Source organism: Janthinobacterium agaricidamnosum NBRC 102515 = DSM 9628 (assembly GCF_000723165.1).
GTDB lineage: Bacteria > Pseudomonadota > Gammaproteobacteria > Burkholderiales > Burkholderiaceae_D > Janthinobacterium > Janthinobacterium agaricidamnosum.
In genome coordinates this window covers 2052308-2078514 of record NZ_HG322949.1, presented here as the reverse complement: position 1 = coordinate 2078514, position 26207 = coordinate 2052308, and the positions used below count along the sequence as shown (strand labels likewise).

Below are 26207 nucleotides of genomic sequence, written 5' to 3'. Positions count from 1 at the left end.
TTTGCTAATCGCTGCAATCGCCGTAATGTAGCACTACGGCTCAGCAGCCACACTTTAAAGGGCACAGCATATGGCAATTTCAGAAATCAATGTACGCAATCAATTCCGTGGCAAGATCAAGGAAATTATCTTCGGGCCGGTAGTGTCCGAGGTCGATGTCGAAACCGCGCATGGCATCGTCACTTCGGTGATCACGTCGCGCTCGATCAAGGACCTCGACCTGAAGGTCGGCAGCGAAGTGATTGCCCTGGTCAAGTCGACCGAAGTTTCCATCGCGAAAATTCAGTAACACTGTTACGTTTCTCATCGCCAATCGCCCCGCCCCAGCGGGGCTTTTTTTTGCTTAAAGCGCACTGAACTGGTCTTTATTTCATGGACATCGATTCCGCTTTGATGGTATTGTCTCCTCTAGCCGAATGTTGCCCCAAAGATATACAAAATTACTATAAAACAAATGTGTGCGCATTGCCCGCTGCACGCCGCGCCATTTGCCCATACAATTCATTCCCAAACCACCCAATGCTCAAGAAAATAATCGCTACCGCGTTGATGACACTATCAAGCGCCGCAGCCGTCGCCGCGGTACCGCTCGGCTCGCAATCGGTGCTGGTGGTCGAAGACGGCACCGGCAAAGTATTGCTTGAAAAAAATGCCAATCTCGTCGCGCCGATCGCCTCGCTGACCAAATTGATGACCGCCATGGTGGTGCTCGATTCCAAGCCCGACATGGATGAGCCGATCAGCATCGACAAGAACGATGTCGACATGCTCAAGCACAGCACCTCGCGGGTGCCGGTCGGCGCCACCATCAGCCGCCACGACGTCTTGCAACTGGCGCTGATGTCGTCCGACAACCGCGCCGCCGCGTCGCTGGCGCGCACCTACCCGGGCGGCCTGACTGCGTTCGCGGTGGCGGTCAACGCCAAGATCAAGGCGCTGCACATGACCCAGACCGTGATCGAAGAGCCGACCGGCCTGTCGCCGCACAACCGCTCGACCGCCGCCGATTTGCTGAAGATGGCCACCGCCGCGTCGGCCTACCCGGACATCCGCCGCATCACCACCGATTCCAAGGACATCATCCAGATCAATGGCCGCAAGGTGGAATACCACAATTCCAACCGCCTGGTCGGCGCCAAGGGCTGGGATATCGGCCTGTCGAAAACCGGCTACACCGAAGAAGCGGGCCGCTGCCTGATCATGCGCATCAAGTCGGCCGGCCGCCACGCCACGCTGGTGCTGCTGAACGCCAAGGCCAATTCGGCGCGCATGATGGATGCGCTCAATATCCGCCGCTTCCTGGCCAGCGCCGACGGCGATGACGAGGCAAAAGTGGTGCCGGTCTCGACCCGCTACAAACATCGTTCGGGCAAGAACTCGAAACGCCGCCACGCGGCGGGTTAATCACTGGAAACAGTCGCCGAAGACCCGCCGGACACTAACGCCCCTTGCATCGCAAGGGGCGTTTTTCTTTATTACCAGTAATGATGCACGTGCTGCTTGATTTGCGTTTCGTAGATCGCCGCGATCGCCTGCATCACTTCCGGCGTCAATCGCGGCAAATCGGCCGCGCTGACGTTTTCGGCGACCTGACTGATGCGTTTTGCGCCGGCGATGGCACAGGTGACGGCGGGCGCCATCAACAGCCAGCGCAGGGCCAATTGCACCAGCGACATACCAGGCGGCAAGATGCCACGCAACGATTCCACCGCCCGCAGGCCGCGTTCGAAATCGAAGCCCGAGAAAGTCTCGCCACGGTCGAACGCCTCGCCCTGGCGGTTGAATTGGCGGTGGTCATCGGCCGCGAAATGGCTGGCCGACGTGAATTTGCCGGTCAACATGCCGGACGACAGCGGCAGGCGCGCCAGAATGCCGACCTGGCGGCGTATCGCTTCATCGAAGAACAAGTCTTGCGGACGCTGGCGGAAGATGTTGTAGATGATTTGCACGCTTTGCACGTTCGGATAGTCAATCGCCTTCAACGCCTCTTCGACCCGTTCGACGCTGACCCCGTAATGGCGCAGCTTGCCCGCCTTGACCAGGTCGTCCAGCACTGCGAACGTTTCCGGCATGTAATACACATCGGTCGGCGGGCAATGCAATTGCAGCAGGTCGATCGCCTCGGTATCGAGATTTTTCAGGCTGCGCTCGACAAACGCGGTCAGGTTGTCGCGGTTGTAGCCGGACGCCACGTGCGGGTTCAGGCGGCGGCCCGCTTTCGACGCGATATAAAAATCGCCGCCGCGTTCTTTCTTCAATTGCGCCAGCAAACGCTCGCTGCGGCCATCGCCATATACGTCGGCGGTATCGAAAAAGTTCACGCCGGCATCAAGCGCGCCATGCAGCGCGGCCAGCGATTCAGCATCGTCGACGTCGCCCCAGGTGCCGCCGATGGCCCACGAGCCAAAACTGACCGTCGATATATTCCAGCCAGTACGGCCAAGTTCCCGATATTCCATGCAGCTCTCCTCAATTGATCAGTTATCTTGCCGCGCACTCAGCCATGCCGTGCGGCGGCACTAAATTATAGAGGGCTTTGAGCAAGGCTGCCGAGCTAACCATTGCCTAATGGAAACGTTATCACGGACCGATTGCTGCCATGCTTGCTCGATACACTCAGACGGAGGCGGCAGCATGAGCAATAGCAATCCCATCGGGTGGATCTGGTGTGCGACGCTGAAAAACCGTCAAGATGCTCAGGTGCGATTAATCAAAACGGCTATCGCCAATCCATACAGTAAGGCGGCCGCTTTCTCCGCGCCCGAAAATCAGCATCGCATCAGCCGCCATATTCTAATGACCGAGATTCTCGCCAACAAAAGATTGCGGCCCATTGGTATGCGCGACCAGCAGCGTACTGCCATGCCCCATCATTTCGTGGGCTACCTGCGCGACGGCATGCGGGTCGGTGATTTCGAGCTTGCCATGGGCAATTGCCGGCCGCGACAAGGCAAAGCTGCTGGCTGTCGCTTGTATCAAATGTCCCATTTGGCCATGATCCAGCATGACTGCCGCATGGGACGGCAAAATCTCACCATTCGCATGTTTTTGCAAGAATAAAACCGTACTGCCTTCTGGGACATTATTGAAATTAAAATGTCTTGCCTCGTACAGCGGGGCATGAGCGACCAGATCACGGCGCAAATTATGTCCTGTCGCACGGGTATAGTCGTTTCCCTTCAAATGACGGTTTTGGGTACGGTTATCAGCAGTGCGCTGGCGCAATTGATGCTTATCCAAAACGCCTGCCTGATATTGCGCATAAAAGACCAGCCCCCAGCAATTCAAGACGGTACTGTCTTTCCCTTTCTTGCAAGGCAAATTACCGATAGCCTTCCTGAATCCAGCCTTGCGGTGCCAATCTTCGGTATGGGGATAATTCCCGAACTCATAATTAAATTGACCTTCATGCGCCCGTAAATAAGCGGACATGGCGTCGGCGGCGCTATTGCCGGCTGCCTGGCCGATACCATGCGTGTGGGCCACCGATTGCGATTGGCTGTAGCCAACAGGCGCGGCCGCAATCGGCGCAGCATGGTGATGGCGGCTTTGCTGGCTGTAATGACTGTGATGACTGTGGCCGGCCGGCGCCTGCGGAGCCGCAGGATAAAAAGCATACTCGGGATGGGCGCTTGCCGAACTGGCCTGCATGGGATGCGATGTGGGTGCGGCAGCGTATGGCGACCGGTAATAAACGGCATGCGGCACAGGCGGCAAGCTATGCGAAGCGCTGGCGCCCGGATAGGCAGGATTTCCCTGCGGCGTGCGCGGCGCATAAGCGCCTGCCGGGAAGTTGACAGGCGGTGTGTTGTGACCGTAATTACCATGGATGCCATTGTTGCTATGCATGCTGATGCTCCTTTATCGTTTTCTCGAAAATAAAATACGTCTACAATTAGATTATTTATTTACATTACGATTCAATTGCGCCATACGGAACATGGTGGAAGACTTTCTCGCTTCGCCCAGCGCCAGCGTTTTCTCGACATGCAGACGAACCATCGCAGCCTTGGCATGGATATAGCGTACAACTTCCAGCAAGGTTGAAACATCCAGCTTGGCCAATTCCTGCCTGCTCCATACCACCAGATTATTCGATGCGTTATGCAGCGTGACGCTGATCGGCCAGGCATCGCCATCCAGGCTATTCAATGCCAATAGTTCTCTCAGGACGATGGCCGAATTTGGCGCCGACAATATCCCCGCTTCGCAAATCACATCGACAAACCCTGGCGAATGATGGACAAAGTGGATACTCAATTGCTGATTGAAATTGACCGTGCAGACTTTTTGATTGAGATTGCCCGGTGCCGCTATCTTCAGGTTTTGCAATAGCGCATTCATCAAATACGCGAACTGTGTGTTATTCATGGATTCTCCTTATATAACGACAATGTGACTCAAAAGAGATGCATCAAAAAAACGGTGGCAATAAAAAATACACTGCCACGAACTTTATATTGGTGCGCCATTACAAAGGAATAGTTCCAAAATGAAAATGAATTATTCCCAAGAATATAGCCAATATCCTTAGAGAATATTCATTGAAAATAAAACCGTCATTGAATTATCTGGCGATAGAAATAGCAATGGGAAGCCAATCCAATCCGGTGCAGAAAACGGCCTTGAACGATGGCCGCCAACAGTCGACGTGATCAAAGGAAATGAGCGCCGAGGGGCGGCGCCGGCAAGACCGGCAATGGCGGTCGGCAAGCTATTTCTGTTCCGGCTGATCGGAACGCAAGTCGGCGCAACTCTCCGCCGTTGCGGATGCCATACGTTATCGGCGTATCCATCCCCGTAAGCCGCTGGCGCGCTGGGTACGCCGCAGCACCGCGTCGAGCAGCACTGCCCTGGCCGGCGTGACCAGCGTGAAAAAGTCGCGCGCGCGGGTGATGCCGGTGTAGACCAGTTCGCGCGCCAGCATGACGCCGCCCTCTTTCGGCAAGACCAGCACGGTATGCCTGAATTCCGAACCCTGCGATTTGTGCACCGTCATCGCGAACGCCGTTTCTACCTGGCGCAAGCGGGTCGCCAGCACGCTGCGCACCGCCTCGCCTTCGAGGAAATATACGCGCAGCGAATCCGGCCGGGCCGGGTCGCGCAAGGTCAGGCCGATGTCGCCGTTGAACACGCCGGTGCCGTAGTCGTTGCGGGTAACCATCACCGGCCGGCCGAGATACCATTCGGCGCGGCGGATCAAGCCGGCCCGCTCGAGGCTGACTTCGATGGCCGTGTTCAAGCCGGACACGCCCCATTCGCCGTCGCGCACCGCGCACAGGATGCGGAATTGCTCGAAGCTTTTCAGCACCGAGCGCACCCACTCCTCATGTTCCTGCCCGTCTTCCCCCTGTTGTTGCCGCAACTGCAGCAAGCGCAAATACGGCTGGTAGCCGCCGGGCGCGCCATCGCGTCCATGCAGCGCCAGTTGCAGCACCTGGTTTTGCTGCGCCGCTTCGATCCAGGCCACCTTGGCGCCGCTATCGCTCTGCAAGACCGCCAGCGCAGCCTCGGTATCGCCCTGATTGACGGCCAGCGCCAGCGCGCCGATCGGGCCGCTGAAGCGGTGGCTGTGGCGCAGCATCACGGTTTGCTGGGCCAGCGGCCCCAGCTCGCCGAGGAACTGGTCCGGTATGCGCTGGCCGCTGGCCGCTTGCGCATACGCCAGCGTATCGGCCGAATATCCGCCCGCCTGCGCGTCGTGGCACAGGTCGCCCAGCACCGCGCCCGCTTCGACCGACGCCAGCTGATCCTTGTCGCCGAGCAGTATCAAGATGGCGTTGTCCGGCAACGCGTCCAGCAGCGCGGCCATCATTTCCAGATGCACCATCGACGCTTCATCGACGATCAGCACATCGACGTCGAGCGGATTGCCGGCGTGGTGCTGGAAGGCGCGGGTGTCGGGCCGCGCGCCGAGCAGGCTGTGCAAGGTACGCGCCGCGCCGATGCGCCGGGTCAGCCCGGACAAGTCCAGCTCGCCGGCCTTCGCCTGCAGGCTGGCCAGCGCCTGGTCGATCGATTGCTTCAGGCGCGCCGCCGCCTTGCCGGTCGGCGCCGCCATGGCGATGCGCAATTGCTCGGGATTCGGCGCCACCGCGAACAGCAAGGCCAGCAAACTGGCCACCGTATATGTCTTGCCGGTGCCGGGACCGCCGGTGATGATGGTGACAGTGCCCCGCAGCGCGATGGCGCAGGCGATCTTTTGCCAGTCCGGCCCGCCATCCTTGGCCGGCTGGTCGAACAACCTATCCAGCCACGCGCGCACCTTGGCCAGGTCCGGTATGCGCGCGGCCAGCGCGCGCCGGCCGATGGCCCGTCCGACCAGCGTTTCATCGCGCCAGTAGCGGCGCAGATACAAGCGCTCGCCGTCGAGCACCAGCGGCTGCTGGAAGTCGAAGTCGCCGACCCGCCACACTTGCCGCGACTCTTGCAGCAAGGCCAGCCACGCCTTCAGGTTTTTCGGCAGCGGGCCGGACGCGGCCAGCAAGGCGCGCCACTGTTCATCGGTCCATCCCATCATGTGCGACGGCTGATGCACCAGTTCGTCCAGCATCAGGCAGCTATGGCCGCGCCCTTCCAGTTCGGACAGCGCCACGCAGGCGACCAGCAGCGCCGGCGTCGCCTGGCCGAGCGATGCGATGAAACGCGCGAACGCGCCGCCGAGGCGGCGCAAATGGCCGCCCTCGGTCAGGCTGGCCAGGTGTTCGAACAGTACTTCGCTGCTGATCGCCAGGTCGGCATGGCGGCGCTCAATCTTCATGGTGGGGCTCATCGAGTAATCGGTCCAGGCCGTCGAGCAGCGCGGTGTCCGGCGCCAGCCAGTAACAGCCGTGGGTATGCGGGTTGGCGATGCCGCGCAAAAACAGGAACAGCGCGCCGCCCAGGTGCTGTTGCGGATCGTAGCTGTCGCCCAGGCGGCTGCGCAGCAAGCGGTGCAGCGCCAGCAGGTAGACCGCGCCCTGGATATCGTAGCGGTGCTGCGCCATGCCGTTGGCCAGCGCCTGCCGATGGTAGGCGCCATCGCCGGTCCCGAGGAAATTCGATTTGTAGTCGAGCACCCAGTAGCGGCCGTCGCGTTCGATGACCAGGTCGGCATACCCTTTCAGCATGCCGTGCAGCTGGCGCCGCGGCAAGGCCGGACGCGGCGTTTCGCCCAGCAGATGCGCACTGCACAGCTGGTCCAGCGCGGCGGTATTCAAGCGCTCGCTGGGGAACCAGAATTCCATTTCCGGCAGCAGCGATGCGATCTCGCACAGCGCGGCGCCCAGCAGCGGCAGCGGCGTTTCGGCCACCGCGCGCAGCCAGATGATGGTATCGTCCTGGCGGTGGCCCCAGCCGGCCCGCTCGCAGCGCGCGGCCAGCCGGCTGTCGAAGGTGTCGTCGTGGATGATGGCGAAGCCTTCCTGGCCCATCCACTCCAGTTGCTCATGCAGGAAGTTGCCCGGCACCGAGCCGCGCGGAAAACGGTGCCACGGCGCGTCGTCGGTGCGCATCGCCTCTGTGCTGTCGTCGTCTTCCAGCAGGGTTTCATCGCGCGCCAGTTGCGGCACATGCGCATTGGCGGCGCCGATCTGCCGCGTCAGCGAGGTAAAACTGCCGACCGTCCAGTCGCGTTCGAACCGTCCGCCAAATAACGCCGCATCGCCCAGCGCCGGACGCAATTCAAGACGCTTCAACGGCGTCATTTTTTCGGGCTGGCCGGCCACGGCGATGGCGATGTCGCCGCACACTTGCCGCAAGCGCTGCCAGCGCGGCAGCAATTCGGCGGCCGGCAATTTTTCGCCGCCGGCCAGCAAATAGCCGAGCGCCGATTCGTGCAGCACATTGTCGCCGGCCTTGCGGCTGGCCAGCGCCGCCACGCCCAGCCACAGGTAGTGGCGGGCGCGCGTCAGCGCCACGTACAGCAGCCGCAAATCTTCTTCGATGCGCGCCGCCTCGACCGCTTCCAACGCGTCGTCGCTCAGGGCCATGTCGATCTGGCGCACGCCGTCGCCGTCGGTATATTCGAAGAAGCTGCGGTTGCGCCGCTCGGCCTTGCGCGCGGTGACCGCGAACGGCAGATACACCAGCGGATACTCCAGGCCCTTGGACTTGTGCACCGTCACCACCTTGACCAGTTCGGCGTCGCTTTCAAGGCGCAGCACCCGTTCGCCGCTGTCGCCCTGGCCGTCGCCGCCGCCAGCTATCTGCTCGGCCAGCCAGCGTATCAGCGCCTGTTCGCCATCGAGCTGGCGGCTGGCCGATTGCAACAATTCGGCCAGGTGCAGCAAATTGGTCAGGCGCCGTTCGCCGCCCGGCTGTCGCAGCAGCGCCGACGGCAATTTCAGTTCATGGATGAAGCGGCGCAGCATCGCCAGCACGCCCTGGCGCTGCCAGACCAGGTGCAAGCCCTTCAATTGTTCGACGCGCTGTTCCCATTCCAGTTCGTTGCTCGACAAGGCCGCCAGTGCGGCCAGCGGCAAGCCGATGGTGCGCGTCGCGAACGCGGCCCGTGCCAGCGCGCCATCGAGCGGATTGGCCAGCGCGTGCAGCCAGCGCAGCACGTCGGCCGCCTCTTCGCTGTCGATCACCGAATCCTTGTCCGACAAATACACGCTGGCGACCTTGCGCTGCTGCAGCGCGCGGCGGATCGCGGCCGCTTCGCGGCGGTCGCGCACCAGCACCGCGATATCGGCCGGCTGCAGCCGTACCAGGCCGTTCTGGCCGTCAAAACCGGCCAGCGGATCGTTCAGCAAGGCGACGATATGTTCGGCGCAGTGCTGCGCGAAATAATCGCGGTAGCCGTCGCCCTTCAGGTTTTCATCGCTGGCCAGCGTCACGCTCAAGGCGGGCAGCGGGCCGTCGCCAGTCACCAGCCGGTCGCCGCGGCCCTTGGCGCGGACGGCCTCGAACGGCAGCGGATTTTCCCGCTCATTGCGGTAGCGGAAGGCGCCGGCGGTAAAACCAGCGAAATGTTCGGAACCTTCGGCGTGCAGGAACAGCTGGTTGACCGCCGCCACCAGCGGTTCGGTCGAGCGGTAATTGGTGCCCAGCTGGTAATGCCGGCCGGCGGTGGCGCGGCGCGCCGCCAGGTAGCTCTGGATGTCGGCGCCGCGAAAGCCGTAAATCGACTGTTTCGGGTCGCCGATCAGGAACAGGCCCAGCGCCGGATCGTTGCCGGCGACCCGGTACAGCAAGTCGAAAATCCGATACTGGCCCGGCGCGGTATCCTGGAATTCATCGACCATGACCAGCGGATACTGGTCGACGATGCGCTGGCGCAGCGCGGCGCCGTTTTCGCCTTGCAGCGCGGCTTGCAGGCGCAGCAGCATGTCGGCGAACCCGAACTGGCGCGCGCGGCGTTTTAATTCCTCGATGCGCGCGGCGATCTTGCCGGCCGCGTGCCGGTACAGCGCATGCGCCAGCGGCTGGATCTGCGCCAGCGCGGCGGCCAGCGCGGCGGTCGCGTCGAAATCGTCCGGCACCTCGGCCGTGAAATTCCTGGCGTACGCGTCGGCGATGCCGTCCGGCGTCAGCCGGCGCCACGCGGTGTCGCTGATGTCCGGCCTGACCAGGTGAGGCTGGCCGGCCCAGGCCCGCAAGCCGTCGAACCATTTGAGCAACGATTCCGGCTTCATCTTGGTGCCGTTAAAACACTTCGGCGACAGCTCGCGCTGCCGGGCGATCCATTGTTCCATGCGGTCGGCCCGTTCCAGCCAGCCCTGTTTCAGTTGCGCCAGCCGCGCCTGCTGCTCGGCCTGCACCCGGCCGATCAAGGCGCCCAGCGCCTCATCGGCACCGGTGTCCAGGCTGGCGGCGCGCCGGGCCAGTTCGCGGATGGTTTTCTTGAGCACCCCGACATCGTTCCAGCACGCCAGCAGCGCTTCCAGCGCGACCGCGTTCAAGGGATAGACTTGCTGGCGCCAGTAATCGTGGGCCGCATCCTCGAACAGCGCCTGTTCGTCGCTGACCAGTTCTTCGTCGAACAGGCTGCCGCTGTCGAACGCATGCTCGCGCAACATGCGCTGGCACCACGCGTCGATGGTGAAGATCGCCGCCTCGTCCATGGTTTCGGCGGCCAGCATCAGCCGGTGCGCCGCCTTTTGCCGTTCGCTGTAGTCAGGGTAGGATTCCAGCAGCGCATCGAGGTAATCGTCGCCGCGACTGGCCTCGCCGCGGAAATAAGCCGCCGCCTCGACCAGCCGCTGGCGCACCCGGTTCGACAGTTCGCGCGTGGCGGCGCGGGTGAAGGTCATCACCAGGATGTCGGCCGGCAGCAGCGGCCGCGTAAAACCCTGCGCGCCGCCATGGCCCAGCACCAGCCGCACGTACAGCGCGGCGATGGTCCAGGTCTTGCCGGTGCCGGCGCTCGCTTCGATCAGGCGCGAGCCGTGCAGCGGAAAACTCAACGGTTGCAGCAATTGGCTGCTCATGCGCCCTCTCCCTCTTCAGCGCCGCCGATCGCCGCGATGGCGATATGCTCTTTCATCCAGGCCACCAGCGGGCCATACAATTCCCGGCTGCAGTCGGCCCACGCTTGCTCGGCCGACAGCGCCGCGAAATCCGGCCACAGGCGCGCCAGGCACAGTTCGCCGGACTCGCCGGCAATCTCGAAACCGCCATCGTAGACGCTGCGCGGATCGCCCTCCAGCACCAGCGCCAGCGCGGTCTTGCAGGCGGTCGGCAGCGGATGGTTCATGCCTTCGCGCCACAAGGCCAGCAAGGCGCCCAGCGCCTGCCGCGATGCCGCTTGCGCCAGCGGCGGCATGCTGACGACGGCGTCGCGCGCCACCAGGTGGCCGGTGACCGGATAGCCCTGCGCGGCGGCGGCCAGCTGGCGCAGCCACATCAGCATCAATTTGTCGCCGCGCGGCTGGCCCGCCTGGTCCAGTATCTTCGATGAAATCTGCATCAGCCACGCCGTGTTGCCATGGCCGTCGCTGCGCAGCCGGTCCAGCCAATCCTCGATGCGCAAGCCGTCGAAATCGAGGACGATCGCCTGTTTGTCGGCCGGCTGCGGAAAGCGTTCGCACAATCTCAGCCAGGCGCTGCGCACCGGCACCAGCGCATCGACCAGCTGGATTTGCCACTGCCTGCCGATCAGGCCGATCGGCAGCACGCCTTCGCGGTGCAGTTTTTCAGCCCGTTCGAACAGGCTGGCCCGCACCTGGTCCAGCGCTTCCGGCTGGCTGGCCTGGTCCAGCAGGGTGTCTTCCAGCAAGTAGCGTTCCAGCGCGTTCAGCGCGAACGGTTCTTCGTCTTCGCCGACCAGGGCCATGTCGGCAAAGGTCACGCTGAGGCGGCGCCGGAAAAAATACTTGACCGGCTGGCGCATGAAGCTGGCCAGTTCGCTCAACTTCAGGCGCAGGCCGGGTTCGATCTCGAACGGCGGCAAGGCGGCGGCGTCCGCTGCGGCGGCATCGGCATGGGCGGCGCGCCATTCGCCGGCATAGGTCAGCAAGCCGCCGCCCTCGAAATAGCGGCGGCTGAACGGCTGCAACGCATGTTCGGTGGTCAGCGCGGGTAAATCGAGGTTCCAGCCGGCTTGCAGGTAATCGCGCAATTGCGACACCAGCACCGACGGCGGCTGCTCGCTGTTGTCGCGCACATTGCGCCCGACCCAGCTGACATACAGCTTGTCGCGCGCGGCCAGCAGCGCTTCCAGCATCAGGTAGCGGTCGTCGTCGCGCCGCGAACGGTCGCCGGGACGCGCCATGCCCGGCTGCGCCAGCAAGTCGAAATCGGCCTTCGGCGCGCGGCGCGGAAAATCGCCGTCGTTCATGCCGAGCAGGCAGACGATGCGGAACGGCACCGCCCGCATCGGCATCAAGGTGCAAAAGGTCACGCCGCCGGAGACGAATTGATGGTTCAGCGTCGGCTCGTCGAGCGCGCCCAGCCACGCTTCGCGCAACACCGCCAGCGGCACGTCTTCATCGAAGGCGGCGCTGTCGCAGGTTTCCAGCCAGCCTTGCAGCGCTTCTTCCAGCTGCGCCAGCGTGAGCCGGTCGGCTTCGTCGCCAGGCTTGAAAAATGCCGCCAGCAAGCCGCGCGCCAGCACGCCCCAGTCGGACGGCGTATGCACCCGGGCCAGCACGGCGCGCCAGTGCAGCAGCGCTTCCACCAGTTGCGCCAGCGAGCCGGCCAGCGCGGCGTCCAGCCCGCCCACTTCGGCGTACGGCTCGATGCCGCCGAAGCTGCCGCCGTCGCCGCTGGCGTAGCCGAGCAGCATGCGGCGCATGCCGAAGATCCAGGTATTCTGTTCCAGCGCGGCGCCCAGCCCGAGGCCGCTGCGATGCTGCTGGTCGAGTCCCCAGCGCACCCGCGCACCCTCGATCCACGCGCCCAGCGTCGGCAAGTCGTCGTCGCCCAGGCCGAAGCGCGCGGCCAGCGCCGGCACGTCCAGCAAGTCGCGCACCTCGCTCTGGCGGCAGCGCTGCTGCGGCAGGCGCAGCAGCCATTCCAGCGCCACCAGCAGCGGATTGACGCTGCGGTCCTTGACGTCGCCGATCTCGAACGGAATGAAACGGGCGTCGTTGCGCTTGTGCTGGCCGAACACCGCGTGGATCGCGGCGGTAAACGTATCGATGTCGGGCACCATCACCACCACGTCGCGCGGACGCAAGCCGGTTTCCTCGCTGCGGCTGAACATCAGCAGCAACTGGTCGTGCAGCACTTCGACTTCGCGCTGCACGCTGTGGGCGACATGGAATTCGATCGAACGGTCGCCCCCTTCCGGCGGCAGGCCGGCATGCTCGCTCAACGGACGCAATTCGCGGATCGCCGCGTGCACCTGGGCCAGCAGGCTGGCGCCGTCCTCTGCGCTGAACAAATCGATGCGCAGGCTGTCGTCGCGCCCGGCCGCCGCTGCCGCTTCATCGAATTCATCGAGCATGCGGATGAAGTCGCGGCCCTGCCGGCCCCAGCTGGCCAGCAGCGGATGGCTGTGGGCGTGCAATTCTTCCAGCGGGATCTGCGCCAGGTCGCTGCCGTTCTTTTGCTGCTGGCGCTTGTAGGCGGCGCGCAGCAAGTCGCGCCCCTCGATGATGTCGCCCCAATAAAACTGGCACGGATTGGGCACCGCCAGCAGCACCTGGGTGTGGCTGGCCAGCGCCGCCAGCGCCTGCAAATTCTGATACGGCAGCGCCGACACGCCGAACAGCACCACGCGGCGCGGCAAGCGCCCGGCCGGCACTGCGCCGGCGGCGATGGCGCGCAAAAATTCGGTGTGGATGGTGGCCCGGCCGGAAGCCCGTTGCTGCGGCTCGACGCTGCTGTTAATTTCGCGCCACAATTGCGCCTGCCAGCGCTGGTCGTCCTTCAGCATCAGCGGCGCGCCGCGCGCGCCGCGCAGCTGGTCCAGGCCGCTGGCCCAGTCTTCCAGCCAGTCGGCGCGGTAGACCTGGTACTGGTCGAACAAGTCGGCCAGCCGTTCGGCCAGCTGCAAGCGCCGTTCTGCATCGCCGTCGGCCAGGAAATAACGCAGCGGCGCGAATACCGGCTGCTCCAGCAAGGCCGGCAACAGCCGCATCAAACGCCAGGTCAGCGGCGACTTGTCGAATGGCGAGCGGCCCGGCACCCGCTCGCGGCCCAGCATGCCGCGATAGCTTTCCCACAGCAGCCGCGCCGGCAAGGCGATGCGGGTCGCGGCGCACACGCCGATTTCCTCGGCCAGCGCGATCTTCAGCCATTCGGCCACGCCGTTCGACTGCACCAGGAAGATGTCGGTTTCCAGCGGCGCCAGCGGATGATTGCGCAGCCACTGGAACACCGCGGCGCGCAACTGCTCCAGCTGGTTGCCGTGCAAAATGAGTAATCCCGGAGTCACGCTGGCGGCCATGTTTTGTCGCGATAATCAAGCAAACGCCTATTATCGCCCTTGCAGCGCCGAATCGGGAAACTGTTCGCCAAATTCCAGCGCGATGTGTTCGCTCAGGCGCTGCAACGCCGGCTGCATGCGGGCCAGCATCTCGGCCGCCTGTTCCCGGTCGCCGCCGTGGCGCAGCGTTTCCAGCGCCTGGCACAGCGCCGCGAAACCGGTCGCGCCGACCGCCTTGGCCGACGATTTGGTGCGGTGGCCCAGTTCGGCCAGTTGCAATAAATCGTCGCGCGCCATCGCCAGCGTCATTTCCTCCATGCTGTCGCGCGCCGCGTCGAGGAACAGCAAGGCGTATTTGCGCATCTTGACGGGATCGTTGCTGAAAGTGAGGCCCAGCGCATCGAGGTCGAACACGCCGGGGTCGCCGGCCGGACGCGGCGCGACGGCGGCGGCCGGAGCCGAAGCCAAAACCGGGGCCGAAGCCGGCGCGGCCGGCAAGCCGCCTTTGCCGGCATGCGGCCGCGGCTGGATGCCGCCGCGGCGGCGGAACCATTTGGCCAGCACCGCGAACAGCAGGTGCGGCGCGATCGGCTTGGTGACAAATTCATCCATGCCCGCGTCGAGGCAGCGCACCCGGTCTTCGCTGCCGGCATTGGCGGTCATCGCGATCACCAGCACGTCCTTCAGGCGCGGTTCGGCGCGGATCAGACGGGTGGTTTCGAAACCGTCCATCACCGGCATCTGCACGTCCATCAGCACGCAATCGAAGCGTTCCTTGAACAGCAAGTCCAGCGCTTCGCGGCCATTATTGGCGACGCAGACCGTGGCGCCCGCGTCTTCCAGCAATTCCTGGCCGACCTGCTGGCTGAAGATGTTATCTTCGACCAGCAAGATAGCCGCGCCGCGGATCGCATCGAGCACGCCCGATTGCAGGGCGTCGTCGTTTTCGACCGGCGCTTCCAGGCATTTCTGCAATTGCGCGGTGAACCAGAAGGTGCTGCCGGCGCCGGGCCGGCTGTCGACGCCGACCTTGCCGCCCATCAGTTCCGCCAATTGCTTGCTGATCGCCAGCCCCAGCCCGCTGCCGCCGTATTTGCGGGTGGTCGACGGGTCGGCCTGGTGGAAGGAGCGGAACAATTGCGACACTTCCTGTTCCGTCATGCCGATGCCGAAATCCTGCACCTCGAAACGCACCACGCTGTGGCCGGCGCGCTCTTCCAGCAGCCGGGCGCGGATCACGATCTGGCCGTTGTCGGAAAACTTGATCGCGTTGCTGGTCAGGTTCAGCAGCACCTGCTCCAGCCGCAGCGGATCGCCGCGCATTTGCTGCGACAGTCCCGGGCCGATCTGGAATACCAGCGCCAGTCCCTTCAGCGACGCGCCCTGGCCCAGTTGGCCGGAGATGTTCGCCAGCAGGCTGTCGAGCCGGAAATCGAGCACTTCCAGTTCCAGCATGCCGGCCTCGATCTTGGAGAAATCGAGGATATCGTTGATCAGCCCCAGCAAATGCTGGCCCGAGTGATAGACTTTTTGCAGGTAATCGCGCTGGCGCGGATCGCTGACCGATTTCAGCGCCAGGTGCGCCATGCCGATGATGCTGTTCAGCGGCGTGCGGATTTCATGGCTCATGTTCGACAGGAAGTCGCTCTTGGCGCGGCTGGCGGCGTCGGCCTGCTCCTTCAGCGCATGCAGTTCGGTGACGTCGGTCGACAGGCCGATCACGCCGGCCACCTGGTATTCGTCGGCCAGCGGCACCTTGACGGTCCATAAATAATGCACTTGTCCGGCCGGATCGATATATTGCTCTTCGCCGGTATGCTTGCTGCACTCGTCCAGTACCCGCTTGTCGAGGCGCCACGCGGCGTCGGCCTGCTGCGGCGACATCAGTTCGCGGTCCAGCTTGCCGATAATGCCGGACACCGGCAAGCCCATCACCGCCGCCATGCGCGCATTGACGTAGATATAGCGCCGCTGGCCATCCTTCATGTAGACATTCGCATCGATATTGTCGAGTACCGTGTCAAGCAGGGTACGCTGCTTCATCGCGTTGCGGCGCGACGCATACAGCGTGAAGAAACAGGCGTACACCAGCAAGGTGCCGGCCATGCCGCCGAACAGCGCCAGCCACGGGAAAACCAGGTCGTAGCCGGTATACAAATCGGCCTTGCGCATCACGAAATGGGCTTTCCACATGCTGCCGTTGAAATCGACCGGCAACAAGGCGTCGAAATACTCGCCGCCGCGGCCGCGCGAAGTCGGCTCGGCCCGCGCCCGCAGCTTGCTGTCGTTAAACAGCAGCCGGTCGCCCGGCTCGATGGCCAGCCCGCCGCCGGAGGCGGCCAGCGGCGCGCCGGGCGCGGCCGCATACAGCAGCAAATTCACGCGCGGCATCGGCAATTGTTCCAGCGCGCCCTGCGCCAGCTTCGGCACGCTGAAGCCGACCCCGACCGATCCGATGTAGGCGGCGCGCCGCGCGGCCAGGTCCGGCAGCGGCGCCCCCTTGCGGTACACCGCCAGGCGCAGCGCCATGCCGACATGCGACCTCGGCCACGGCACCATGATCACCTGGCCCGAACTGCCCGGCTTGCCGCTGTCGCGCATATGGGCCAGCGTACCGGTCACCAGCGGATTGGCGTACAAGTCGATGCCGAAGCGGTCGGCCGCCGCATCCATCGGCTCGATATAGGTCAGCACGCCATACTGCGGCCGGCGGCCGGGCGGCTTGATCGTAAAGTCCGGATAACCGCCGGGCTGCAAGCTGCGGTCGTTGCGCACCGATGCTTCGAACGTATCGCGCTGGGCATCGGTAACGATCTGCATATAGCTGAGCGCTTCGATCGCCGGGTAATGCTCGGCCAATTCCAGGCCGGCGGCATAATCGTGGAATTGGCGGCGCGTCAAGCCATCGGCGGCGTTGAACGCCGCCGCCACGCCGCGCAACAGGTTGGCGTAGGAATTGACCCGCGTCGACAGGCTATGCTGAATATTATGCGTTTGCGCGTCGAAGCGCAGCCGCGCGTCGTCCTCGACCGCGCGGCTCACTGCAACAGACAGGCCGCCGCCGGCGGCCAGCGCCAGCACCAGTCCGGCGCCCCATATTTTTGTCTTTGAAACCGTCCAGCCCTTGACCAGGGTATGCATCGTCGATCGCTTTATTCTGATTCTGTGAAAGAAAACTAGTGTATAGGCAACTAATTTAAACAAGAATACTATCAAAGTTTCCTGCAAACATATTTACCTGCACGAATTGACGCTTGGCTGGGGGTAAAACGGGTGGCTTGATGTGAGGAAGCAACAGCGTTCACATCTTGCAGAAGAATTAAAAAAGTATCAATAAGAGTTGAACCAATATCAAGTCAGGCATGTCAAATGGTTGAGTACGTTCGGATTTCGATCTGGAGGGAAAAATGCTCAACCGACTCAAGTATCACACCGTCAAGATAGCAGCGTTCGGCTTGCTGGCTTGCTGCGCCCTGCCGGCCCCTGCCGCGCTGGCCGCCGCGCCGCATGAGCACCGCGAATTCGAGGCCACGCTGCAAGCGCCGTACCGCGCGCCAGGCGACAACCGGGCGCGCACTATCTCGCTGCAATTCGCGTATCCGATGGCCGACCAGCCGCAACGGGTCAGCTGGCGGCTGGACTTGCTCGATCCCGACGGCGCCGCCGTGCGCAGCTGGTTCGGTGACCAGGCATTGCTGGAACGGCCGGTCGATATCGCACTGCGCTGGGATGGCCGCGCCGATGGCAAAACCTTGCCAGGCGGCCTATCCGCCGGCATATATCAATTGCGCTTGCGGGCACTGGCGCGCGACGCCGGAGCGGCGCTGGCCGGCGCCAGCCTGAACGGCGTCGAGGAAATACTGTCGAGCAATGCACAGGACAGCATCGAACAGCGCTGGACGATATCCGTCGGCCAGCTGGCGCCGCTGGCGATGCCGGGCTTCCAGGCGCTGGCCGGCCCGTCGCTGCAGTGGGCGCCGGCGGCCGGCGCGCTGCCCTACACGGTGGTGTACGCGAACTTGCACAGCCAGACCAATCATAGCGACGGCGGCGGCCCGCTGGCCGGCTGCCATGGCGCGCAGGCGCCGCAAAGCGCGCCGTTCGGCCCGAAGGATGCCTACCAATATGCGCTGGATCACGGCCTGGACAGCTTGATGACATCCGAACACAACCATATGTATGACGGTTCGGACCGCACCAACCGCAGCGCCGACCCGCTGCTGGTACGCGCGCTGTATCAGAGCGGCCTGGCGGCGGCGGCCGAATTTACCGCCGCCCACCCTGGCTTTGTCGCGCTGTACGGCATGGAATGGGGCGTCATCAAAGGCGGCGGCCACTTGAATATTTTCAATAGCAATCAATTACTCGGTTGGGAAATGAATGACAGCGGACAATTACTGGCCGACACTTACACGGAGAAAGGCGATTACGCCGGGCTGTACGCACTGATGGCGCAACGCGGCTGGATCGGCCAGTTCAACCATCCGGCGCTGAGCGGCCAATTCGTCGTCGGCGGTTTGCCTTTCGGCTACAGCCAGGACGGCGACCAGGCCATGGCCTTGTGCGAAGTGATGAATACGTCGGCCTTTTCGGTCAATACCACCGAAACCGAAAGCCGCCGCAGCAATTACGAACTGGCGTGCAACAAGGCGCTGGCGGCCGGTTTCCACGTGGCGTTCAGCAGCAACCAGGACAACCATTGCGCCAACTGGGGCGCGTCGTACAGCAACCGCACCGGCATCCTGATCCCCAACGACACGCCGTTGAGCCGCGACAGCCTGCTGCAGGCGATCCAGGCGCGCCGCGTGTTCGCGACGATGGACAAGCAGTCGCAACTGGTGCTGACCGCCAACGGCCACATCATGGGCGAGCGCTTCGGCAACAGCGGCCCGCTGTCCTTGAGCGTCGGTTTCAGCAATCAGGCCGGACGCAGCGCCAGCGCGGTCACCATCTTCCAGGGCGTGCCTGGCGCCAACGGCAGCGTGACGCCCTTGTCAACGGCGGCGACGATCACGCTGACGCCGTCCGATGGCGAACATTTTTATTACGCGCGGCTGACCCAGGACGACGGCAAGGTGCTGTGGTCGGCGCCGGTGTGGGTGACGCAGCGGACGGCGACGCAACAAACGATGACGCAACCAACGCCCGCCCACCGTTAAACCCTGCAGCAGGGCAAAATTCATGGCACAGTAGCGTTCTGGCCGCTTCATCCGGTAAGCGGCCCTTTCCTTCTTACTACGAAAGACCAGCGATGCCCAACGATAGCGAACCTACCCCGGCGCAGGCGGACGATCCCCACCAATGGCTGGAAGACGTGGCCGGCGAGCGGCAACTGGCATGGGTCAGGCGGCATAACAAGATCAGCACCAGCGAACTGGAAGGCCGGCCCCAATTCGCCGCGCTGAACGGGCAACTGAAAACCATCCTCAATTCCAGCGAGCGCATCCCGCATGTCAGCAAGCATGGCGAGTTTTATTACAATTTCTGGCGCGACGCCCGGCATGTGCGCGGCATCTGGCGCCGCACCACGCTGGAGCAGTATCAATTGCCGGAACCGGCATGGGACACCGTGATCGACCTCGACCAGCTGGCGGCCAGCGAACAGGAGAACTGGGTCTGGGCCGGCGTCGCCTGCCTGTATCCGCAAGAAGAACGCTGCCTGGTTTCGCTGTCGCGCGGCGGCGGCGACGCCTGCGTGGTGCGCGAATACGATGTCGCCACGCGCGCTTTTGTGAGCGACGGTTTCATCTTGCCGGAAGCGAAAGGCGGCGCTTCGTGGATCGACGAAAATACCGTGTTCGTGTCGACCGATTTCGGCCCCGGCTCGATGACCAGTTCCGGCTACCCGCGCATCGTCAAGGAATGGCGCCGCGGCACGCCGCTGGCCGAAGCGCGCACCGTGTATGAAGCCGCGGCGGACGACCTCGGCGTCGGCGCCTACCAGGATGTCACGCCCGGCCATGAAGCGCAATTCATCGAACGCCAGGTCGATTTCTACAGCAGCGAACTATTCCTGCGCGACGGCGCCAGCCTGGTCAAGGTGCCGAAACCGGACGACGCCAACGCCAGCACGGTGCGCGACCAGCTGATCATCACGCTGCGCTCGGACTGGTCCGTCGGCGACCGAACCTATCCGCAAGGCGCGCTGCTGGCCACCGATTTCCAGCGCTTCATGAAAGGCGGGCGCAACTTCGAGGTGCTGTTTACCCCGACGTCCACCAGCTCGCTGGACGGGGTCACCGCGACCCGATCCGCGCTGCTGATCAATGTGCTCGACAATGTCAGGAACCGGCTGGTCGAATGGCGTCGCATCGATGGCGCATGGCAGCGCCGCGCGGTCGATGCGCCGGCGTTCGGCACGCTGGAAACCCGCGCGCTCGATCCGATCGGCTCGGACCAGTACTTCCTCAGCGTGAACGATTTCCTGACACCGACCACGCTGTACCTGGCGAGCGCCGGCAGCGACCAGCGCCATCCCGTCAAATCCCTGCCGGCCTTTTTCGACGCCGCGCCGTACACCGTGCAGCAGTATCAAGCGACGTCGCCAGACGGCACCAAGGTGCCGTACTTCGTCATCATGGGCAAGGACACCCGATTCGACGGCAGGAATCCGACCGTGCTGTATGGCTACGGCGGTTTTGAAATCTCGCTGAAACCGTTTTACAGCGGCGTCACCGGACAAGCATGGCTGGATAACGGCGGCGTGTACGTGCTGGCCAATATCCGCGGCGGCGGCGAATTCGGCCCGCGCTGGCACCAGGCGGCCCTGAAGGAACAGCGCCAGCGCGCCTATGACGATTTCATCTCGGTGGCGCAAGACCTCATCGCGCGCAAGCTGTCGAGCCCGCGCCACCTGGGCATCATGGGCGGCAGCAATGGCGGCTTGCTGGTCGGCGCGGTGCTGGTGCAGCGGCCGGACCTGTTCAAGGCGGTGGTGTGCCAGGTGCCGCTGCTGGACATGCGGCGCTACGGCAAGCTGCTGGCGGGCGCGTCGTGGATCGGCGAATACGGCGATCCGGACGACCCGGCGCAATGGGCCTACATCGGCAAATATTCGCCGTACCAGAACGTCGCGAAGGATCAACGATATCCGCGCGTGCTGTTCACCACCTCGACCCGCGACGACCGGGTCCATCCCGGCCATGCGCGCAAGATGGTGGCAAAAATGGCGCAGCAGGGACACGACGTGCTGTACTGGGAAAACACCGAAGGCGGCCACGCCGGCGCGGCCAATAACGACCAGCAGGCGCAGATGTGGGCGCTGACCTACACCTTCCTGCTGAATGAACTGAAGTAAGCAACTGAGATACGCAGCTGAAATACGCAGCTGAAACAGGCAACTGGACCAGGCAACTGAAGCAAAGTCACCGGATCCATCTGCCACACCGCGGCATCGTCGGCGCCAGGGCCGACGATGCCGCGTATCCGCCCATCCGGATTGAGTCGTAAAAACCACACTTCTTTTTGCTGCCCTTTTAACAAGTCCAGTTGTATGCAGCACGTACCGCAAATCGGACGCATCCAGCGCCAGCGCCACATTGGGGCAATTTGGGGCGCCGCCGCCGTGTATCAATCGAGCATGCCCGACTCCCATGACGAAAGCGTATTCGGCCATATCAAATTGGCATCAGGCCGCAGCCGCGTTGACTTTGGCGTACTTTCACTTTAGATTGCTCGACGGAAAACGCTGCTTCACCGCAGCGAGGTTCCCTCACCATCATGTCGACCAACCACAAGGCTATCCCATGCATCGCAAGTTGATTTCCGCCGCCGTCCTCACGCTGATCGGCCTGGCCGGCGCCCCCGCCGTACTGGCCGCGCCGGTCACGGCCGCCTCGTCCGGCACCACCACCCAGTTGCCACGCGGCGTCATCCCCAGCCATTACGCGCTGTCGCTGACACCGGACGCCCAGGCCGCCACGTTCAAGGCCAAGGTCGCCATCACGCTGGCCGTGAGCGAACCGACCAGCTCAATCACGCTGAACGCGGTCGACCTGGTATTTGCCGGCGCATCGATCAGCGGCACCGGCAAGCCGGGCCTGGCGGCGCAGGCGGCCGACAAGATCGTCAGCGACGCCGAACGGCAAACCGCGACATTCCACTTCGCCAAGCCGCTGGCCAAGGGCAATTACCAACTGAGCCTCGATTACAGCGGCAAGATCCGCAGCCAGGCCACCGGCCTGTTCTTCCTCGACTACGATACGCCGCAAGGCCGCAAGCGCGCGCTGTACACCCAATTCGAGAATTCCGACGCGCGCGGCCTGATTCCGTCGTGGGATGAACCGAACTACAAGGCCACGTTCTCGCTGGAAACGACCGTGCCAAGCGATGAAATGGCACTGAGCAACATGCCGGTGGCCAGCAGCGCCGACCTCGGCGACGGCCGCAAGCTGGTCAAGTTCGGCATCACGCCGAAGATGTCGACCTACCTGCTGTTCTTCGGCGTCGGCGATTTCGAGCGCGCCGCCAAGCAGGTCGACGGCACCGAGATCGGCGTCGTCACCCGGCGCGGCGCGCTGGAGCAAGGCAAGTTCGCGCTCGACGAAAGCGCGGCGGTGCTGCGCGAATATAACGATTATTTCGGCGTGCGCTACCCGCTGCCGAAACTCGACAATATCGCCGCGCCGGGCCGCAGCCAATTCTTCGGCGCGATGGAAAACTGGGGCGCCGTATTCACCTTCGAACAGGCGCTGCTGCTCGACCCGGCCTTCTCGACCGTGGCCGACAAGCAAAACATCTTCACCACCATGGCGCATGAAACGGCGCACCAGTGGTTTGGCGACCTGGTCACGATGCGCTGGTGGGACGACCTGTGGCTGAACGAGGGTTTCGCCTCGTGGATGGAAGGCCGCACCACCGAGCTGCTGCACCCGGAATGGAATACCAAGCTGGAAGCGGTGGCCGGACGCGAAGGAGCAATGGCCAAGGACGCCCTGTCGACCACCCACCCGGTGGTGCAGCGCATCGCGACGGTGGAGCAAGCCAGCCAGGCCTTCGATACCATCACCTACGACAAGGGGCAGGCGGTAATCCGCATGCTGGAAGCCTATGTCGGCAGCGACGGCTGGCGCGACGGCGTACGCGGCTACATGAAGGCCCACGCCTACGGCAATACCGTGTCGGACGACTTGTGGCGCGCGGTGGAAAAAGCGGCGCACAAGCCGATCACCGCGATCGCCCACGATTTCACGCTGCAACCGGGCATTCCGATGATCAGCGTCGGCGACGCCGTGTGCCGCAACGGCCGGACCCGCGTCACGCTGACCCAGACGGAATTCAGCAAGGACCAGCCGAATAAAAAAGCCTTGTCGTGGCGCGTGCCGGTGATCGCGCAAACCATCGGCAATACCGGCGTGGCGCGGGTGCTGGTCACCAATGGCAAGGCCAGCCTGGATGTGCCGGGCTGCGGCGCGGTGCTGGTCAACGCCGGCCAGAGCGGTTATTTCCGCACACTGTACCAGCCAGCCGGTTTCGCCAGGCTGGCGGCCGGTTTCGCCGGGCTGGCGCCGATCGACCAATTGGGCTTGCTGGCCGATACGCAGGCGCTGGGCCAGGCCGGCTTGCAGCCGGCCTCCGACGTGCTCGACCTGGTCAATGCCACCCCGCTCGACGCCGATAGCCAGGTGTGGGGCCGGATCGCCTCGACGCTGAACGACATCCATCACCTGTACGCGGCCGATCCGGCGCGCCAGAAAGCCTTTGGCGATTACGCCATCGCGCGGCTGGCGCCGGTGCTGGCCAGGACCGGCTGGACCATCCGGCCTGACGAATCGAGCACGGTCGCCAACTTGCGCTCGACGCTGATCCTGACCTTGAGCGACCTGGGCGACCCGGCCGTGATCGCCGAAGCGCGCCGCCGCTACGCCGCGCAACACAGCGATGCGACGGCGCTGCCGCCGGCCTTGCGCAAGGTCATACTGTCGGTGGTGGCGCAAAATGCCGATGCGGCCGCCTGGGATGCGCTGCGCGCCTCCGCGCAGCAGGAAAAAAGCCAGGTGATCAAGAGCCGCCTGTATGAATTGCTGGGCGCCAGCAAGGACGTCGCGCTGGCGCAGCGCGCGCTGGAACTGGCGCTGACCGATGAACCGGGACTGACCAACAGCGCGGCGATGATCAGCCGGGTCTCCTACCTGCATCCCGACCTGGCCTTCGACTTTGCGCTGGCACATCAAAAACAAGTCGAGGAACGTGTCGATTACAGCTCGCTGAGCCGTTATCTCTCGCGCCTGGCGGCCACGTCGGCCGATCCGGCCATGGTCGGCAAGCTGCAAGCCTATGCCCAGGCCAAGCTGGCCGCGGAGGCGCGCGGCGAAGCGCAAGCCGCGGTGGCCGGCATCCAGTACCGCATCAAGGTACGCAAGGAACGCTTGCCGGCGATCGATGCGTGGCTGGCCAAGTTGCCGAAGTAAGCGCATGCCATCCCGCCACGGGCAAACCGCCTGTGGCGTTTTTCGTAAAGTCACGGGCGAAAAAAAGCCGGTTTCGCTCAACGCGGCAACCGGCTAAAACGCTGTATCAGAGCGTAGGGATAATCACTGAACTCGCTGTCTCGGCAGCGCCATTCCGAATCTGTGCCGGTCATGTGGTGTCCGGCAACCTTGGGCCCGGTTTATCCGTGCGCCATGTAAGTACTTTGCCAGAAGTTGCATCGCGCAGGCTTAGGACTTCATTAAGCCTGGCATTTTTCTTGAATGCCCCCACCGCGGGCAGGGGCATGGAATTGGTGCCGATGCTTGAGGTCACCGGCTAACCTGCTGAGTCAAACGCCGCGATCCCGCACCTCCCGGAGGGCAGTGACCAGCGCGGCGCCTGCTGTGCCAACAGAAACATCATACCCGGCGGATATGACCGGCGCATGACCTTGAGCAAACAAATCAGGCCTGCCTGCCATAGTTTCAATGACTTTAATTGCAACAGTTTCCTAGTGCTGCGAAATCGATTAAGATAGTAACAAAAATCGCGACAAAAAACCGCATGCCGGCCAGCGCCATTATCGCTGTCACGCTGTTCACCAGGAGTTCGACCGATGTTCTTGCGCACCCGTTTGCCCAACCACTCCCCGCGCCGCGCAGCCTGCCTGGCGGCCGCGCTGTGCCTGGCCGCCTGCGCGCCGCTGGCCGTCACGCCGCCAGCCGGACCGGTGGTATCCGCCGCCGTCAGCGACTTTCCGGAAAGTTACTACCTGGACGCCGCCAAGGCCGGCGACAGTGTGCTGCGGATAGCCCCGCAAGCGTCGCTGATCACCATCGTGGTGTACCGTGGCGGCCGCCTGGCGCGGCTCGGCCACGACCATGTGGTGGCCAGCCGCGACGTGCAGGGTTACGCGGCGCCCGGCCGCGACCGCGCCGACTTCCGTTTCCGGCTCGATCAGATGACGGTCGATGAAGGGGCGCTGCGCAAGGAGGCCGGCTTCGACACCCAGCCATCGAAGGAAGCGATCGAAGGCACGCGCCACAATATGCTGGCCAAGGTGCTCGACGCGGATAACTATCCGTGGGTGCAGGTGCATGTGACGCGTGCCGGCGGCGACAGCCTGCTGCACGCGGCGATCACGCTGCATGGCGTGACGCGCGAGGTGGCCATTCCCACCCGCATCGAGACAGACGCGGCCGGCGGCCTGACCGTGCAAGGCAAGGTCAGCCTGAAGCAGACCGATTTCGGCCTGGTGCCGTTTGCCGTGCTGGGCGGCGCGATCGCGGTGCAAGACCAGATGGACTTGCAGTTCAAGCTGGTCGCGGTGAAGCTGTAACAGTCAGCGCGCCACCATCAGCCGCACGCCGAGGCTGATGAAGATCGTCCCGGCAACCCGGTCCAGCCACAGGCCGGCGGACGGGTGGCGGTTGATCCATTTGCCGACCGCGCCGGAAAAATAACCCAGCAAGCCAAACAGCACGCACGCCTGGGCCGTGAAGATCAAGCCCAGTTGCGCGGTTTGCCAGCCGACGCCGCCGCGGCCGGCATCGACGAATTGCGGCAGGAAGGCCAGGAAAAACAGCACGACTTTCGGATTGATACTGTTGGCCAGCAAGCCCTTGGCGAATAAGCGGGCGGAGGACTCTTGCACTTGCAGCGCGCCATCGACGCTGGTGCCGCCACGGCTGCGCAGCGCGCCGATGCCGAGCCAGACCAGGTACAGGCCGCCGCAGATCTTGAGCGCGGTGAACGCGGCCGGCGACGCGGCGATCAGCGCGCTGACGCCCAGCGTCGCCAGCAGCGTGTGGCTGAGGCAGCCCAGCGCGCAGCCGAGGCCGAAGACCATGCCCTGCCTGCGCCCGCGCGACATGCCGACGCCAAGCACCATCAGGTTGTCGGGACCGGGAGAAACGGTGATGAGCAGCGCGGCGCCAAGGAAGCCGGCAAACTGTTCGGGACTGATCAGCAGCATGAGTCAATATCCTGGAATGCAAAAGGA

Annotated in this window: 14 protein-coding genes; 6 read left to right on the top strand and 8 right to left on the bottom strand. The window is 63.7% G+C overall.

Features of this window, described 5'->3' with window-relative positions; translation table 11 throughout:
* Window positions 1–70 precede the first annotated feature (70 nt).
* Both GJA_RS08815 and GJA_RS08810 read left to right on the top strand, forming a co-directional pair.
* Entirely contained in the window at window positions 71–289 is a 219-nt protein-coding gene (locus GJA_RS08815) for a TOBE domain-containing protein (protein WP_038491087.1), read from the top strand.
* Between the two features lie 230 nt (window positions 290–519).
* The gene (locus tag GJA_RS08810; RefSeq protein ID WP_038491085.1) at window positions 520–1404 is read left to right on the top strand and encodes a serine hydrolase; all 885 of its coding nucleotides are present in this window, start codon (window positions 520–522) and stop codon (window positions 1402–1404) included.
* 71 nt (window positions 1405–1475) lie between these two features.
* Here the strand turns inward: GJA_RS08810 and GJA_RS08805 are convergent, their stop codons facing one another.
* From GJA_RS08805 to GJA_RS08775, 7 genes are all read right to left on the bottom strand, one after another.
* The gene (locus tag GJA_RS08805; RefSeq protein WP_038491082.1) at window positions 1476–2459 is read right to left on the bottom strand and encodes an aldo/keto reductase; all 984 of its coding nucleotides are present in this window, start codon (window positions 2457–2459) and stop codon (window positions 1476–1478) included.
* 334 nt (window positions 2460–2793) lie between these two features.
* On the bottom strand, window positions 2794–3849 hold the full coding sequence (locus tag GJA_RS08800; protein ID WP_038491079.1) for a hypothetical protein: 1056 nt from the start codon (window positions 3847–3849) through the stop codon (window positions 2794–2796).
* 51 nt (window positions 3850–3900) lie between these two features.
* Window positions 3901–4344, bottom strand: coding sequence for a CesT family type III secretion system chaperone (locus GJA_RS08795; protein WP_167541094.1), 444 nt, complete (start codon window positions 4342–4344; stop codon window positions 3901–3903).
* 436 nt (window positions 4345–4780) lie between these two features.
* Window positions 4781–6760, bottom strand: coding sequence for an exodeoxyribonuclease V subunit alpha (gene recD, locus GJA_RS08790; RefSeq protein WP_038491073.1), 1980 nt, complete (start codon window positions 6758–6760; stop codon window positions 4781–4783).
* Window positions 6750–10412: an exodeoxyribonuclease V subunit beta gene (recB, locus tag GJA_RS08785; protein WP_038491069.1), complete on the bottom strand. Its 3663-nt coding sequence runs from the start codon at window positions 10410–10412 to the stop codon at window positions 6750–6752. The genes recD and recB overlap by 11 nt, the downstream gene beginning before the upstream one ends.
* On the bottom strand, window positions 10409–13816 hold the full coding sequence (gene recC, locus GJA_RS08780) for an exodeoxyribonuclease V subunit gamma (RefSeq protein WP_038491066.1): 3408 nt from the start codon (window positions 13814–13816) through the stop codon (window positions 10409–10411). Before recC ends, recB begins: the two co-directional genes overlap by 4 nt.
* 30 nt (window positions 13817–13846) lie before the next feature.
* Window positions 13847–16936 carry a CHASE domain-containing protein gene (locus tag GJA_RS08775; protein WP_051780520.1) on the bottom strand — a complete coding sequence of 1030 codons (3090 nt, stop codon included), beginning with the start codon at window positions 16934–16936 and terminating at the stop codon, window positions 13847–13849.
* Window positions 16937–17202: 266 nt separating this feature from the next.
* Here GJA_RS08775 and GJA_RS08770 point away from each other — a divergent pair, with 266 nt between their 5' ends.
* From GJA_RS08770 to GJA_RS08755, 4 genes are all read left to right on the top strand, one after another.
* Complete coding sequence (locus tag GJA_RS08770) at window positions 17203–18954, top strand: CehA/McbA family metallohydrolase (protein WP_051780518.1); 1752 nt, start codon at window positions 17203–17205, stop codon at window positions 18952–18954.
* 92 nt (window positions 18955–19046) lie between these two features.
* Window positions 19047–21092, top strand: coding sequence for a prolyl oligopeptidase family serine peptidase (locus tag GJA_RS08765; protein WP_038491065.1), 2046 nt, complete (start codon window positions 19047–19049; stop codon window positions 21090–21092).
* Between the two features lie 448 nt (window positions 21093–21540).
* Entirely contained in the window at window positions 21541–24204 is a 2664-nt protein-coding gene (locus GJA_RS08760; RefSeq protein ID WP_038491062.1) for a M1 family metallopeptidase, read from the top strand.
* Between the two features lie 617 nt (window positions 24205–24821).
* Window positions 24822–25544, top strand: coding sequence for a YceI family protein (locus GJA_RS08755; RefSeq protein ID WP_038491060.1), 723 nt, complete (start codon window positions 24822–24824; stop codon window positions 25542–25544).
* A 3-nt stretch (window positions 25545–25547) separates the two neighbouring features.
* Here the strand turns inward: GJA_RS08755 and GJA_RS08750 are convergent, their stop codons facing one another.
* Window positions 25548–26180, bottom strand: coding sequence for a LysE family translocator (locus GJA_RS08750; protein WP_174525957.1), 633 nt, complete (start codon window positions 26178–26180; stop codon window positions 25548–25550).
* Window positions 26181–26207: the final 27 nt, after the last annotated feature.

Excerpts from the sequence above, each read along its gene's own strand:
- recC (WP_038491066.1), bottom strand. The coding sequence starts at position 13,816 with ATGGCCGCCAGCGTGACTCCGGGATTACTCATTTTGCACGGCAACCAG.
- GJA_RS08750 (WP_174525957.1), bottom strand. The coding sequence starts at position 26,180 with ATGCTGCTGATCAGTCCCGAACAGTTTGCCGGCTTCCTTGGCGCCGCG.
- GJA_RS08770 (WP_051780518.1), top strand. The coding sequence starts at position 17,203 with ATGCTCAACCGACTCAAGTATCACACCGTCAAGATAGCAGCGTTCGGC.
- GJA_RS08810 (WP_038491085.1), top strand. The coding sequence starts at position 520 with ATGCTCAAGAAAATAATCGCTACCGCGTTGATGACACTATCAAGCGCC.
- GJA_RS08765 (WP_038491065.1), top strand. The coding sequence starts at position 19,047 with ATGCCCAACGATAGCGAACCTACCCCGGCGCAGGCGGACGATCCCCAC.
- recD (WP_038491073.1), bottom strand. The coding sequence starts at position 6,760 with ATGAAGATTGAGCGCCGCCATGCCGACCTGGCGATCAGCAGCGAAGTA.
- recB (WP_038491069.1), bottom strand. The coding sequence starts at position 10,412 with ATGAGCAGCCAATTGCTGCAACCGTTGAGTTTTCCGCTGCACGGCTCG.
- GJA_RS08805 (WP_038491082.1), bottom strand. The coding sequence starts at position 2,459 with ATGGAATATCGGGAACTTGGCCGTACTGGCTGGAATATATCGACGGTC.
- GJA_RS08815 (WP_038491087.1), top strand. The coding sequence starts at position 71 with ATGGCAATTTCAGAAATCAATGTACGCAATCAATTCCGTGGCAAGATC.
- GJA_RS08775 (WP_051780520.1), bottom strand. The coding sequence starts at position 16,936 with ATGCATACCCTGGTCAAGGGCTGGACGGTTTCAAAGACAAAAATATGG.
- GJA_RS08755 (WP_038491060.1), top strand. The coding sequence starts at position 24,822 with ATGTTCTTGCGCACCCGTTTGCCCAACCACTCCCCGCGCCGCGCAGCC.
- GJA_RS08795 (WP_167541094.1), bottom strand. The coding sequence starts at position 4,344 with ATGAATGCGCTATTGCAAAACCTGAAGATAGCGGCACCGGGCAATCTC.
- GJA_RS08760 (WP_038491062.1), top strand. The coding sequence starts at position 21,541 with ATGCATCGCAAGTTGATTTCCGCCGCCGTCCTCACGCTGATCGGCCTG.
- GJA_RS08800 (WP_038491079.1), bottom strand. The coding sequence starts at position 3,849 with ATGCATAGCAACAATGGCATCCATGGTAATTACGGTCACAACACACCG.